This is a genomic window from Microbacterium sp. ISL-59, from assembly GCF_018613945.1.
Classification (GTDB): domain Bacteria; phylum Actinomycetota; class Actinomycetes; order Actinomycetales; family Microbacteriaceae; genus Microbacterium; species Microbacterium oxydans_B.
Genome location: NZ_JAGGPG010000002.1, coordinates 622,099 through 637,178, shown reverse-complemented (window position 1 = coordinate 637,178; position 15,080 = coordinate 622,099). Strand labels below are relative to the sequence as shown.

Below are 15,080 nucleotides of genomic sequence, written 5' to 3'. Positions count from 1 at the left end.
GGGGTGCCTCCAACCTACGCCCGCCGCGCGGGGTGGGCTCCTGTGGATGAGGCGCCGCCCGCGTCGGCGGGGGTCGTTACGCTGGAGGGATGCCGCAGACTCCCCGTGACCCGTACGCGGATCTGCCGTACGCCGACGAGCCCTACGACGACGGGTGGGAGTCGTCCGCTCCTCCGGAGCCCATGGACTGGGAGCCGCAGGGCTCGGGCTATGAACCGCCGCTCGATTGGGGACAGGGGCCGGTCACTCCGGTGGCCCCGGCTTCCGCCGCCGGCCGTGCAACCGCCGTGCGCCACGCCACCCCGAGCCGCTATCCGACCGCGCGCGAGGCGCTGCACACGGTCTTCGGGTACGACGAGTTCCGCGGCGACCAGGCCGACATCGTCGAGCAGGTCATCTCGGGCGGCGACGCCGTCGTCCTGATGCCCACCGGCGGTGGAAAGAGCATCACCTATCAGGTGCCCGCACTCGTGCGCGAGGGCACGGGGCTCGTCATCAGCCCGCTGATCGCGCTCATGCACGACCAGGTCGACGCGCTGCGGGCCAACGGCGTCAACGCGGCCTACCTCAACTCCACGCAGGCGATCGACGAGCGTCGCGAGGTCGAGCGGGCCTACGTCGCCGGCGAGCTCGACCTCATCTACGTCGCCCCCGAGCGTCTGTCGAACGCGCAGACCACGGCGCTCCTCCAGCGCGGAACGCTCAGCGTGATCGCGATCGACGAGGCGCACTGCGTGTCGCAGTGGGGCCACGACTTCCGCCCCGACTACCTCACCCTCGGCGACCTGGGCGAGCGGTTCCCCGGGGTGCCGCGCATGGCGCTCACAGCCACCGCGACCGCCGCGACGCACAAGGAGATCACCGAGCGGCTGCGCCTCGACACCGCGAAGCACTTCGTCGCGAGCTTCGACCGCCCGAACATCCAGTACCGGATCGTGCCCAAGGTCGACCCGCGCAAGCAGCTGGTCGCCTTCATCAAGGCGCAGACCCCGGCGAGCGACGACGGCGCGCAGCCCGCGGGCATCGTCTACGCGCTCAGCCGCAAGTCGGTCGAGCAGACGGCGACCTATCTCGCCGCGCAGGGTCTCGACGCGCTGCCGTATCACGCGGGTCTTCCCGCCGAGGTGCGGGCGGCCAACCAGGCGCGCTTCCTCCGGGAAGACGGCGTGGTCATGGTCGCGACCATCGCGTTCGGCATGGGCATCGACAAGCCCGACGTGCGCTTCGTCGCGCACATCGACCTGCCGAAATCCGTCGAGGGGTACTACCAGGAGACCGGTCGTGCGGGTCGAGACGGCGAGCCCGCGGTGGCGTGGATGGCATATGGGCTCGGCGACGTCGTGCAACAGCGCCGCCTCATCGACCAGAGCCCCGGCGACCGCACCTTCAAGATGCGGATGGGGCAGCACCTCGACGCCATGCTCGCGCTGTGCGAGACGGTCGAGTGCCGACGACAGAACCTGCTCGGGTACTTCGGCCAGGAGTCGCAGCCCTGCGGCAACTGCGACACCTGCCTCGACGACACCGAGACGTTCGACGGCCTCGTGCCGGCACAGAAGCTGCTCTCGACGATCGTTCGGCTCAAGCGCGAGCGCAACCAGTCGTTCGGCGCCGGGCACCTCATCGACATCCTCCGCGGCGCCTCGACCGAGCGCATCCGACAGCAGGGGCACGACAAGCTCGCAACCTACGGCATCGGCAACGACCTCTCCGACCAGGACTGGCGCAGCGTCGTGCGGCAGCTGCTGGCCCGCGGCATCCTGGTAGCCCAGGGCGACTACGGCACCCTCGCCCCCGGTGAGCAGGCGGCGGGCGTGCTGCGCGGCGAGACCGCCGTGCCGCTGCGCAAAGACACGATCGGGCGTCCGACCTCTTCGTCGCGGGCGCGCAAGGCGAGTGCCGCTGACGCGCTGGATGCCGGTGACCGCGGGCTGTTCGAGGCGCTGCGCGCCTGGCGGGCCGAGACCGCTCGCGAGCAGGGTGTGCCCGCGTACATCGTGTTCGGCGACGCAACGCTGCGTGCGCTCGCCGAGCATCGGCCGGCATCTCTCAAGGATCTCGACGGCATCACGGGCATCGGCGCCAAGAAGCGCGAGGCCTACGGCGAGGGCGTGCTGGCGGTCATCGCCGCCGCCTGACCGACGCGGCCCAATGGCATAGACCCATAGCGTGCGGTCGGGAGAGCGGCAAGAACACCTAAGTACACTGGGTACACAAGAGTTCACAGAAGGGCAGCGATGATCGGCGTGAATCCCTTCCGCCCGACAGCCGGAGCCGAGCCTCCGCAGTTGATCGGTCGTGCCGGGATCCTCGATGAGTTCCGCTACGGGCTCCGCATCCGCTCCGGGGCGCCGGGGCTGCTGACCATCTTCACCGGCGCGCGAGGCATCGGCAAGACCGTCATGCTCGGTGAAGCCGAGGACGCGGCGCTCACTCACGGCTGGATGGTCGTCTCGGAGACCGCGACCCGTGGCTTCCTGGGTCGCATCGGCGAGGCGATGCGCGCCGCCGCAGAAGAACAGGGGCAGGGTCCGGCCGGAAGGCGGATCACCGGTATCGGCGCCGCAGGCTTCTCCATCACGACGCAGCTCCCTCCCGAACAGCAAGCAGGATGGCGACAGGTCGGCGAGAAACTTCTCCGACAGCTCGACGAGAACGGAACCGGGCTGGTCATCACCCTGGATGAGATCCACGGGGCAGACCGGGATGAACTCGCTCAGCTCGCAGCCTCGGTCCAGCATTACATCCGCGATGGTCTCCCGATCGCGCTCCTCTTCGCGGGCCTCCCCGCGGCGGTGTCCGATCTCCTCAACGAGGGGGTCGCGACCTTCCTGCGGCGGGCGGATCGGATCGATCTGCACGCTGCAGCCATCGACGAAGTCGAGAACTCATTCGCAGACATCTTCGCCGTCTGGGACACGCCACTCGATCCTGTGCTGATCAGGGCTGCGGCGGAGTCGACGGGCGGCTATCCGTTTCTGATCCAGCTGATCGGTTATCACCTGTGGCAGGTGGCCGAATCGACGGATCGACCGCTCGGCGCCGAGGACGTCGACCTGGCGCTGTCTGCCGCACACCGCAGAAATGCCCGTGTGGTCATCGAGGCTGCACTGTCCCCTGTCTCCCCGAAGGACCTCGACTTCCTCAGAGCGATGGCCGAAGACGATATCCCTGCGACCGCGGCAGACATCGGCCGTCGCCTCGGTGATAAGAAGAACACGGTCGGCAACTACCGCGCGCGGCTCATCGCTGCGGGCCTGATCCAACCAGCGGGCCACGGTCGCGTCGACTTCGCGATCCCCGGACTGCGGGAACATCTCCGCACTCGTTGAGCCTTTGTCGCGGTCGCCCTGTCGCGAGGCGACAACGGAACGCCGGCATATGCCCGCACGCGGTTGGAGGATGCTCACAGCGGAGTTCGCTCCGGTTTGTCGCAGACCTACCATGGGGACACCCCTACTTCCCTGGAGGAATGCCATGGTCGACGCTGCCGTCCGTCCTTCGACGACACCCGATGAATCGCCCGCGACCGCGCTCGCCCCGCAGCTCGACGTCGCCCGAGTCAACGACGCCCTGATGGGCACCTGGGGCGACGTGCGCCGTCAGGCGCGCGAGATGATCAAGGACTCGGCGTTCTGGCGCAAGGACGAGCTCGGCAAGGACGAGCACCGCGAGCGTGTGCTCAGCCAGCTGCACCTGCTGGTCGAGAACAAGGCCGTGCACCGTGCGTTCCCCAAGTCGCTCGGCGGCGAGGAGAACAACGGCGCCAACATCGCCGGCTTCGAAGAGCTCGTGGTCGCCGACCCCAGCCTGCAGATCAAGTCGGGCGTGCAGTGGGGGCTCTTCGGTTCGGCCGTGCTGCAGCTCGGCACCGCGGAGCACCACGAGAAGTGGCTCCCCGGAATCATGGACCTCTCGATCCCCGGCGCCTTCGCGATGACCGAGATCGGCCACGGCTCGGATGTCGCCGCCGTCGGGACGACCGCGACCTACGACGCGGCGACCGAGGAGTTCGTCATCAACACCCCGTTCCGGGCGGCCACCAAGGAGTACCTCGGCAACGCCGCGCTGCACGGTGTCGCGGCGACCGTCTTCGCGCAGCTGATCACCAACGGCGTGAACCACGGCGTGCACTGCTTCTACGTGCCGCTGCGTGGAGAGGACGGTGTCGACCTCCCCGGCATCGGCCGCGAGGACGACGGTCTCAAGGGCGGCCTCAACGGCATCGACAACGGACGACTCTCGTTCGACCACGTGCGCATCCCGCGCACGAACCTGCTCAACCGGTACGGCGACGTCGCCGCGGACGGCACGTACTCCAGCGCGATCGACAGCCCCGGCCGTCGCTTCTTCACGATGCTCGGCACGCTCGTGCAGGGCCGCGTGTCGCTCGACGGTGCGGCATCCTGGGCCTCCGCACTCGGCCTGCACATCGCGATCACCTACGCCACCCAGCGTCGCCAGTTCGACGGCGCGGATGGGCAGGAGGTCGTGCTCATGGACTACGGCAAGCATCAGCGCCGTCTGTTGCCGCGCCTGGCGACTACGTACGCGCAGATCTTCGCGCACGACGAGTTCCTGCAGAAGTTCGATGGCGTGTTCTCGGGTCGCACCGACACCCCGGCCGACCGCGAAGACCTCGAGACGCTGGCCGCAGCTCTCAAGCCGCTGTCGACCTGGCATGCCCTCGATACGCTGCAGGAGGCCCGCGAGGCCACCGGCGGTGCCGGCTTCATGTTCGAGAACCGCCTGGTGGGCCTGCGCGCCGACCTCGACATCTACGTGACGTTCGAGGGCGACAACAACGTCCTGCTGCAGCTGGTGGGCAAGCGTCTGCTGACCGACTACGCCAAGCAGTTCCAGGGCAAGGATGCCGCGGCGCTCGCCAAGTTCGCGGTCGGGATGACCGCGGGCAAGCTGTTCCACGGCGCCGGACTCCGTCAGCTGGGCCAGGCCGTCTCCGACTTCGGCCAGGTGAGCCGCTCGGTCGAGCGGGGTCTCCGCGAGGAGCAGCAGCACGATCTCCTCGCCGGACGCGTGCAGCAGATGGTGGCCGACATCGCCTCCCGCCTGCGCCCCGGCGCGAAGGACAAGGCCCTCGGTGCCCGCTTGTTCAACGAGAACCAGGCCGAGCTGATCGAAGCCGCTCGTGCGCACGGAGAGCTGCTGCAGTGGGAGGCGTTCACCGACGCCGTGCACCAGATCGACGACGCCGACACCAAGAAGGTGCTCACCTGGCTGCGCGACCTGTTCGGTCTGCAGCTCATCGAGAAGCACCTCGCCTGGCACCTGATCAACGGACGCCTGTCGACCCAGCGCGCCGCAGCCGTGTCGAGCTACATCGACCGGCTGTGCGCGCGGCTGCGCCCCCATGCCCTCGACCTGGTGAACGCGTTCGGCTACGAGCCCGAGCACGTGCGGGCGCCGATCGCGAGCGGCATCGAGAAGCAGCGTCAGGACGAGGCCCGTGCCTACTACGCCGACCTCGCCGCCACCGGCAAGGCCCCGATCCAGGAGAAGGCGCTCAAGAAAAAGCAGCGCTGACCGTTCGCGGTTCCCAATTCAGGAATCCCGCCCCGATTTCGCTTTCGGGGGCGGGATTCCTGCGTTCGGGGTCAGATCTTCCTGAGTAAAGGACGCGGTCAGGCCAGTGCGGTGAGATCCACGCCGCGTTCGGCAGCCAGTGCCTCCAGCTTCTCCGCGGCGTCGGTCTCGACGCACACGCACGCCTGCAACCCCGTTCCGTCCTCGTCGCGCAAGAGGTAGTAGCTGTCCGTGTCGGTGAGTTGCGCTCCGCCGGCATCGAAGAACAGCCATCTCACCCGGATCAGGACGAGTCGGTCGGAGAGATCGCGCCGTTCGAGGAGCTCGAACCCGACAGAGGCCAGACCGAGCCGCTGGTAGATCGGGTACGACTGCCGCAGGCCGTCGATCATGGCGTCGCGGGATTCGAGCACGCCCGAGGAGCGGTCGTTCACGATGGTCCCCGGCGTCGCCCAGAGGCCGGCGGCGGTCTCGGCATCGAACGCGGTCAGGCTGTCCGAATAGCGCGTGAGGTACTCGGAGACCCTGTCGTCAGAAGTGGTCATGGGTGAAGCGTAGGGACTGGTGCACCGAATGCGAGGGGGCTTGACGACGGACGGGAGGCCGCCTCACGCCTCGGGCGTCGGCGGATATGGCGCGGATGCGGGGTCGGGCGTGACTACGGAGGGAGTCGTCGCTGCCTGTGCGCGCACTCGTGTGAGCACGGCCGTGAAGCCGAGGTAGAGGATCGCCGCGGCAGTACCGCCCCCGACGAGGATGAGCCGGGACAACGGGCGGCTCCCTTCCATCGGCAGAAGCGAGAGCGCCGGAAGGAGCACGCGGGGCGCGAACACGAGTGCGCTCACGACGAGGAGAGCGAGCGCAGGCAGCACCAGAGCGAAGCGGGACCACCGGGTGACGAATACGCCGGCGATGATCGCCAACGTTCCGATCAGGACGGCGGCGGCGGCTTCGGGGACGAAATCGAATCGATACTGCTGGAGCGCGACGATGCTGGTTCGGCCGAGACCCCACGACAGCAGCAGCACCCCGGCCAGGAGCAGCACGGGGGCGACGATCAGTCCACCGATGGCGAGACCCGCACCGGTGGCCTCGGGGCGGCGTCGCACCATCGCGAGGACGAGACCCATGGTGCCGAGTACCGGGAGCAGGATCAGGGGGAGTCCGTATGCCAGTCCATCGAGCCACTCGACGGGAAGGATCCCCGCACCGAGGCGGTACGCCTCCAGCAGGAGCGCCGGGAACAGGGAGATGACGAGCGGGACGAGAGCGAGCACCCCGACCGCTATCAGGCCTGCGGAACTCCAGATGCCGGTCATCGCGACCAGCAAGAGGAGCAGGATGCCGACGGCCTGGAGCAGGAACGACATCGCGAACCTGCCGAGGTCGACGTCTTCCAGCGCATACTGACCGTAGGCGAACACCCAACTGCTGCCGCCTGTCGCGATCAGTCCCGCGCCGAACGGCGCGACGACGACGGCGATGATGACGGTGATCAGTCGTGCGGACGTACCCGATCGATGCATCGTGACCTCCCCCTCCGGAGTCGTGCGCCTCACACTACCGGCGCGCCTTTCACGGGTGGAGGGATCCCCCCAGCCGGTGCGTAGGGTGGATCGCGCCACCAGAAGAAGGAGTCCCCGTGACCCGCGTCAACGCCTACGCCGCACCCCGCGAAGCCGCCCCGCTGGAGAAGACCGTCATCGAACGGCGCGAGCTCGGCCCGCTCGACGTGCTGATCGACATCGCGTTCGCCGGCATCTGCCACTCCGACATCCACACCGTGCGCGGCGACTGGGGTCCGCAGAGGTACCCGCTCGCTCCGGGGCACGAGATCACCGGGACGGTCGCCGCGGTGGGTGATGCCGTGACCCGGCACGCGGTCGGCGATCGCGTCGGCGTCGGATGCCTGGTGAACTCGTGCGGCGAGTGCCGCAACTGCCTGCGCGGCGAGGAGCAGTACTGCACCGAGGGTGCGGTGCAGACCTACGGCAGCACGGACCGCGACGGCACCGTCACGCAGGGAGGCTACTCCGAGCAGGTCGTGGTGACCGAGAAGTTCGTCCTGCGCATCCCGGATGCCCTGCCGCTGGATGTCGCCGCGCCCCTGCTGTGCGCCGGCATCACGACCTACTCGCCGCTGCGGCACTGGAACGTCGGTCCCGGCACCCGCGTCGCGGTCGTCGGTCTCGGCGGCCTCGGGCACATGGGTGTGCAGATCGCGCACGCACTGGGCGCCGAGGTGACTGTGCTCTCGCAGACCCTGAACAAGAAGGACGACGGTCTGCGGCTCGGCGCCGACCACTATCGCGCCACGAGCGACCGAGACACCTTCCGCGAGCTGCGCTCCTCGTTCGATGTGATCCTCAACACCGTGAGCGCCGTGATCGATGTGCGCTCGTACCTGAGCCTGCTCGACGTCGGGGGCGCGCTGGTGTGCGTCGGCGCTCCCGCCGAGCCGCTGTCGGTCGGAGTGATGTCGCTGATCGGCGGCCGACGCTCGCTCGCCGGCAGCAACATCGGCGGCATCCGCGAGACGCAGGAGATGCTCGACTTCTGCGCCGAGCACGGCCTCGCCGCGGAGATCGAGGTGATCCCGGCCTCCGAGATCAACGCCGCCTACGAGCGCGTGCTCGCGTCTGACGTGCGGTACCGGTTCGTGATCGACGCGGCCACCTTCGCCGACTGACGTCGGTGGGGGACGATACGTTGACACGATGACCTCTCTTCTCACGGGCCCCGATGCCCGCGACCGCTGCGCCTGGGTGGGCGACGACGTCGAGTACCGCCGCTACCACGACGAGGAGTGGGGTGTGCCTCTGCACGGCGACCGCGCTCTGTTCGAGAAGATGGCGCTCGAGGGCTTCCAGGCCGGACTCTCGTGGATCACGATCCTGCGCAAGCGTCCGCGGTTCCGCGAGGTGTTCGCCGGGTTCGAGCCCGAGGCGGTGTCGGAGTTCGACGAGGCCGATGTCGAGAGACTGATGGTGGATGCCGGCATCATCCGCAACCGCGCCAAGATCCTGGCGACCATCGGCAATGCCCGCCTCGTGCGCGCGATGGCGGAGGGCGAGCTCGACGAGCTGATGTGGTCGTTCGCACCGGCGGCATCCGGCATCCGTCCGGCGTCGTTCGCCGACGTTCCGGCGGTCACGCCGGAGTCGACGGCGATGAGTAAAGAGCTGCGTCGACGCGGGTTCCGTTTCGTCGGGCCGACCACCATGTATGCCCTCATGCAGTCGGCCGGGATGGTCGACGATCACATGGCAGGATGCTGGCGCGCGTAACGGAGGGTGATGGGGATATCTGCCCATCGAGTGATATTCCGCGACGCGGTTAGGATGTACGAGTGCTCAGCGACCAGTCGGGCCTGCGCATGAGTAATCGGAGAGTGTGACCCTGGGGGGGAACCGGGCATGAAGGCCTTGTCATGGATGCGCGCGCGACCCAAGACGCTGGCGTCCGCCGCCGGCGTCACCGTCGGCGTCATCGCCATCACGACCATGGCTTTCACCTATGAGGGGTTCCCGACCACCAAGGTCGACCTGAACGACGGCGGAGTCTGGATCACCAAGACGTCGAGCCTGCTCGTCGGCCACTTCAACAACGAGTCCACGATCCTCGACGGCGGTCTGCGCACCACCAGCGAGAACTACGACATCCTCCAGGCCGCGGCCAACGTGCTCGTCGTCGACCAGAGCGCGTCCACCGTGACCGCGATCGATCCGGCCCGGGTCTCGCTCGGCGACTCCACGATCATCCCCTCGTCGGCCAAGGTCGCGATGGGGGCGAACACCGCGGCCATCCTCGACGAGAAGTCCGGCGACCTCTGGGTCGTACCGGTCAAGGGCATCGCCTCCTTCGAGATCGAGGCGGCCGAGCCGGTCGTCGAACTCGGCGAGAACTCCGACGTCACGGTGGCCGAAGACGGCACCGTCTTCGCCCTCTCCGGAGAACGCGGCGAGGTCGTCACTGTGCCCGTCGACAACGAAGGTGCTCCGGGCGAGACGTCGACCTCGTCGGTCGGCGAGCTCGACCTGTCGGTGCGCCCCACCATCACCGCCGTCGGACGCACGCCTGTCGTGTTCGACGAGGCGGCCGGAGTCGTCACGACGCCGGGAGGCCTCCGCACCGAGGTCGAGGGCGCGACGGATGCCGTGCTGCAGCAGGCGTCGGCCGAGACCGACGCCGTCGCGATCGCCACCCCGACCGCGCTCGTGCGCGTGCCGCTCGACGGCAGCGAACCGGAGCAGACCTCCGCGGGCGGCGAGGGCACGGCTGCGGCTCCGGTCTGGCTCCGCGGCTGCACCTACGGGGCCTGGGCGGGGTCGGCGACCTTCATCCGCGAGTGCCCGGGTGACAGCAACGACGTGAACGCTCCGATCGACGGCGCCGAGGAATCCGCCAGCCTGACGTTCCGCGTCAACCGCGACGTGATCATCCTCAACGACGCGGTGGGCGGCGCCGCCTGGATGGCCAACGAGAGCCTGCAGCGCGTCGACAACTGGAACGACCTGACGCCGCCCGAGGGCGAGACGGAGAACCAGGAGGACTCCACCGAGGAGACGGTCGAGACCACGCTCCCGGAGCGTAGCGAGGAGAACACGCCTCCCATCGCCGAAGACGACTCCTACGGCGTGCGCCCCGGCGCCACGACGCTGCTGCCCGTGCTCGACAACGACAACGACCCCGATGGCGATGTGCTCGTCGCGGCGCTCGCCGAGGCGCAGCCGTCCATCGGCACCGTGCAGCCGATCAACAACGGCGGCTCGCTGCAGATCACCGTCGGCGAGAAGGCCTCCGGCACCGCCAGCTTCACCTACGAGGTCGACGACGGCCGCAAGGGCAAGGACACTGCGGTCGTCTCCCTCGCGGTGCACGACTGGAGTGAGAACGCCGGCCCCACGTCGAAGCGGAAGACCTCGCTCGCGGTCGAGACCGGCGGCACGATCTCGTACAACATCCTCCCGGACTGGATCGATCCCGACGGCGACGACATCTACCTGAAGGAGGTGCTCGCCGCCCCCGGCGACGAGGTCGACTTCAGCAAGGACGGTCAGATCACCTACAAGGCGACCGCGAGCCTGCAGGGGCGCAAAGACGTGCAGGTCACCGTCGCCGACGCGTTCGGAAAGCTCGGCACCGCGACCATCGCCCTCGACGTGCGCCCGCAGGGCTCGACGAACCCCAAGACCAACGCCGACCACGTGATCACACGCGCCGGCGAGCAGGTCACCGTCGCCCCGACCGCGAACGACACCAGCACCTCCCGCGAGCAGCTGCGTCTGAGCCGGGTACTCGACACCCCCGGGGCGACGATCGTCCCGAACACGCCCAACAAGACCTTCTCCTTCATGGCCGAGAAGCCGGGCGTCTACTACGTGCAGTACCAGGTGACGACCGGTCCGAAGAACGGCGAGGGCATCGTCCGCGTCGACGTGATGCCCGAGTCGGAGACCGATCTGCCGCCCATCGCCGTCCGCGACGTGGCACTTCTCCCCACCGGCGGCGACGTGCTGCTGGGCGTGCTCAACAACGACACCGACCCCGCCGGCGGCATCCTCGTCGTGCAGTCGGTGTCACTGGAGCCGAGCAGCGGCATCTCGGTCTCGGTCCTCAACCACGAGACGCTGCGGATCACGGATCAGGGCGCGCTCGAGGAGCAGGTGCGCGTCAAGTACCGCATCTCGAACGGCTCCAAGTCGGCCGAGGGCGAGGTCGTCGTCATCCCGATCCCGGCTCCGGACGAGCTCCTGCAGCCGATCGCCAACCCCGACACGGCCACCGTGCGCGTCGGCGATGTCGTGACGATCCCGGTGCTCGACAACGACACCCACCCCAGCGACGACGTCATGCACGTCGAGCCCGAGCTCATCGAGCCGTTCGTCGACCCCGAAGACGGTGAGGCCTTCGTCTCGCAGGACACCGTGCGCTTCAAGGCAGGCCCCGAGGCCAAGACGGTGTACCTCACGTACGAGGTCGCCGACTCGCGCCAGCAGAAGGCCGCCGGCTACGTCACCATCCAGATCCTCCCCATCGACGAGGAGAACAACGCGGCTCCCCGTCCGCAGGACCTCGTCGCCCGCGCACTCGCCGGCACCGAGGTGAACATCGCGGTGCCGCTCGACGGCATCGACACCGACGGCGACTCCGTCGAGCTGGTCGGCATCGAATCGAGCCCCAGCAAGGGACGCATCACGAACGGTCCGAACTACTTCACCTACGAGGCCTCCGACGGGGCGTCCGGTGTCGACGTGTTCAAGTACCGCGTGCGCGATCGGCTCGGAGCAGAGGGCATCGCGACCATCCGCGTCGGCATCGCCCCGGCCGAGCAGATCAACCAGCCCCCGTACGCGGTGAAGGATGCGGTGGTCGTGCGACCGGGCCGCGAGATCGCCGTGCCCGTCCTCGCGAACGACTCCGACCCCGAGGGCGACAAGGTCTCGCTCCTCAAAGACGGCCTCGAGCTCCCGGAGGGCTTGGAGGCGCGTGTCTCCGGCGACCGGGTGCTCGTGCAGGCACCGAACGGCCCGACCGAGACCTCGCTGCAGTACACCGCCGTCGACGCCCGCGGGGCCGAGGCGACGGCGACCCTGCAGATCACGGTCGACGAAGACGTTCCGCTGCGCGCGCCGGTCGCGCGCGACGACCGGCTGCAGCCGGTGGATCTGAAGGACGGTGGCCTGAGCGCCGACCTCGACATCCTCGCCAACGACGAGGACCCCGACGGCACCACCGACAGCCTCGCCGTCGCGATCGGCGAGGGCGGCACGCAGCTCGAGAACGGCAAGGTGCGCGTCACCGTCACCGACGAGCTGCAGCTGATCCGCTACACGCTCACCGACCGCGACGACCTGCAGGCATCGGCGTTCATCTTCGTGCCCTCGCGCGCCGACCTGCGCCCGACGCTCACCTCGACGAAGCCGCTCGAGGTCGTCAGCGGCGAGACCGAAGAGGTTCCGCTGTCGAAGTACGTCACCGTCGCCGGCGGTGGTGACGTGGTGATCACCGAGAAGGCGAAGATCAGCGCGAACCACGCCGACGGCTCCGACCTGCTCAAGGACGCGAAGACCCTCGTCTACACCTCGGCCACGGGCTTCTTCGGACCGGATTCCCTCACCTTCGAGGTGACCGACGGCGATGGGCCGGACGACCCCGAGGGGCGCAAGGCCACGCTCAGTATCCCGATCAACGTGCTGCCGCCCGAGAACCAGCAGCCCACCTTCATCCAGGGGCAGGTCAACGTCGCCCCCGGCGAGCCGGCGACCTCGCTCGACCTGGCCGCTCTCACCGACGACCCCGACCCCGAAGACGAGGGCAAGCACGACTACTCCCTCGTCGGCGGCGAAGAGAAGGGCATCTCCGCCAGCATCGACGGTGACGACAAGCTCGTCGTCGAGGCCGCATCGAATGCCAAGAAGGGCACCACGGTCACGCTCAAGATCCGCGTCTCCGACGGCACGACCGAACCGGTCGAGGGCACGGTCGCGGTCTTGGTCACGGCGTCGACGAGGTCGATGCCGGCGGCGAACACCGACACGGTCGCCGAAGCGGATGCGGGCAAGACCATCACGGTGCCCGCTCTCGCGAACGACTACAACCCGTTCCCCGAGACGCCGCTGAAGATCGTGACCGCAGTCGCGGAGTCGGGTTCCGGCGAGGTCACCTTCACCGACAGCGAGGTCACCGTCACCCCGAACGAGTCGTTCGTGGGAACGCTCGTCGTCCGCTACCGCATCCAGGATGCGACCGAGGATGCCGACCGCGAGGTCAACGGCCAGATCGTGGTCACCGTGCAGGATGTGCCGGATGCGCCAGGCGTCCCGGTCATCGCGAGCGTGCAGGACCGCACGGTCGTGGTGTCGTTCTCGGCGCCCTCGAACAACGGTGCCGAGATCTCGAAGTACACCGTGAAGTCGGTCGGTGGCAGCTCGTACACCAAGGAGTGCCAGTCGACCACCTGCACGCTCGACGGCCTCACCAACAACGTCGAGTACACGTTCCAGGTGACCGCGACCAACCGCGTCGGCGAGTCCGAGCCGTCTGCCCTGTCGGCACCGGCACGCCCCGACGCACGTCCGGACACCCCGAACCCGCCGACCCTGAAGTTCGGCGACAAGTCGCTCCAGGTGTCGTGGGTCACCCCGACCACACCGGGCTCTCCCGTCGACCGGTACACGCTCGAGATCTCGCCCGCGCCGCCCTCCGGCGTGACGCAGAAGGAGGTCACGGGCAACTCGATCACGTGGGAGGGGCTGGAGAACGGCTCGGACTACCAGGTGAAGGTGCAGGCGCACAACAAGGCGCCCGACCCCTCCAGCTGGAGCGGCTGGTCGGCCTCCGAGATTCCGGCCGGGCCCCCGCTGGCCCCGGCAGCCCCGACGACGGTCGAGCTCTCGCCCGTCGGATCCCAGGCGCAGATGCAGGTGAACTGGGCGGCGCCGGACAAGAACGGCGACGCGATCCGCGGCTACCGGCTCGAAGTGCTGCGCGGCGGCGCGGTCGTGCGCACCATCACCCCCGGCCCCGAGGCGACGAGCCAGGCGGTCGTCGTCGACACCTCGGAGACGGCGTACACCTACCGCATCCAGGCCTATAACAAGGCGGGCTGGGGCGACATGAGCGCCCCGTCGGCACCCCGCCGCGGCGTGATCGCCCCCGGAGCGCCGACGAGCCTGAAGGTTACCCAGGAAGCCGACAGCGCACTGGTCATCGACTACCGCGCGGGATCGACCGGCGGCGCGAAGTCCGGCGAGATCACCCACCAGTTCCGGCTGGACGGCGGCGGCTGGAACACGGTGCCCGGCAACAAGACCATCGGCGGCCTCGCGAACGGTCGCGACTACACCGTCGAGGTGCGCGCGGTCGCGAACGTCGACGGCTCGACCTATGCCGGTGCCGTGTCGAACGCGGCGAGAGGCAACCCCCACGGGAAGCCGTTCGCGCCGGCCGTGAGCGCGGAGTCGCTCGCGAGCCAGGTGCGCCTGAACTGGAATGCGAACGGCTCAGGCAACGGCCGCAGCATCGACACCGTGCAGGTCAGCATCGACGGGGGCGGATGGCAGGGCGTCGCGGCGTCGGGCTACGTCGATGTGGGCACATACAGCGAGTACCACACCATCAAGGCGCGTGCGAGGGACACCACGGGCACCTGGTCGGATGAGAGCGGCACGGCGGGGAACACCGCGCAGGCGCAGCCGCAGCCGCGTTGGTGGGCCTCGCAGGGAGTCGACTCCCGCAACTGCAGTCCCGACACGTGCTACTACCTGAACCTGAACACGGCGAACGTGCCCGCGGGAACGTACATGATCCGCTGCCTCGACAACGGTCAGCCGTACCGCTCAGCCAACGGGCAGGTCTCGTCCTACAACCGGTACACCGTGCCGGCCAACGGCACGATCCAGCTCTCCTGCTGGCACGGCGGCATGGGCAGGACGCTGCAGGCCGACATCCAGGGCCTCGGCGCGTCCGAGGGCACCAGCTGGCCATAGGCCACCGCTCCCGTCACACGATTTCCCCTACGACAAGGAACCCCA

General features: G+C 68.7%; 8 protein-coding genes. 6 read left to right on the top strand and 2 right to left on the bottom strand.

Translation table 11 applies throughout. The features are described from left to right. Positions 1–89: 89 nt before the first annotated feature. The 3 genes from recQ (at position 90) to J7E45_RS07180 (ending at position 5,544) form a co-directional block, all read left to right on the top strand. Positions 90–2,138, top strand: coding sequence for a DNA helicase RecQ (gene recQ / locus J7E45_RS07190; protein ID WP_215068144.1), 2,049 nt, complete (start codon positions 90–92; stop codon positions 2,136–2,138). A 99-nt stretch (positions 2,139–2,237) separates the two neighbouring features. Further along, complete coding sequence (locus J7E45_RS07185; RefSeq protein ID WP_167632928.1) at positions 2,238–3,332, top strand: ATP-binding protein; 1,095 nt, start codon at positions 2,238–2,240, stop codon at positions 3,330–3,332. Positions 3,333–3,477: 145 nt separating this feature from the next. After that, positions 3,478–5,544 carry an acyl-CoA dehydrogenase gene (locus J7E45_RS07180; RefSeq protein WP_215068142.1) on the top strand — a complete coding sequence of 689 codons (2,067 nt, stop codon included), beginning with the start codon at positions 3,478–3,480 and terminating at the stop codon, positions 5,542–5,544. A 98-nt stretch (positions 5,545–5,642) separates the two neighbouring features. Here the strand turns inward: J7E45_RS07180 and J7E45_RS07175 are convergent, their stop codons facing one another. Further along, positions 5,643–6,089, bottom strand: coding sequence for a hypothetical protein (locus J7E45_RS07175; RefSeq protein ID WP_215068140.1), 447 nt, complete (start codon positions 6,087–6,089; stop codon positions 5,643–5,645). 63 nt (positions 6,090–6,152) lie between these two features. Next, on the bottom strand, positions 6,153–7,070 hold the full coding sequence (locus J7E45_RS07170) for a hypothetical protein (RefSeq protein ID WP_215068139.1): 918 nt from the start codon (positions 7,068–7,070) through the stop codon (positions 6,153–6,155). A 116-nt stretch (positions 7,071–7,186) separates the two neighbouring features. Here J7E45_RS07170 and J7E45_RS07165 point away from each other — a divergent pair, with 116 nt between their 5' ends. The 3 genes from J7E45_RS07165 to J7E45_RS07155 all read left to right on the top strand — a co-directional run bounded on the left by J7E45_RS07165 (position 7,187) and on the right by J7E45_RS07155 (position 15,035). Then, entirely contained in the window at positions 7,187–8,233 is a 1,047-nt protein-coding gene (locus J7E45_RS07165) for an NAD(P)-dependent alcohol dehydrogenase (protein WP_091032369.1), read from the top strand. Between the two features lie 28 nt (positions 8,234–8,261). After that, positions 8,262–8,831 carry a DNA-3-methyladenine glycosylase I gene (locus J7E45_RS07160; protein ID WP_215068138.1) on the top strand — a complete coding sequence of 190 codons (570 nt, stop codon included), beginning with the start codon at positions 8,262–8,264 and terminating at the stop codon, positions 8,829–8,831. A gap of 129 nt (positions 8,832–8,960) precedes the next feature. Beyond that, on the top strand, positions 8,961–15,035 hold the full coding sequence (locus tag J7E45_RS07155) for an Ig-like domain-containing protein (RefSeq protein ID WP_215068137.1): 6,075 nt from the start codon (positions 8,961–8,963) through the stop codon (positions 15,033–15,035). Positions 15,036–15,080: the final 45 nt, after the last annotated feature.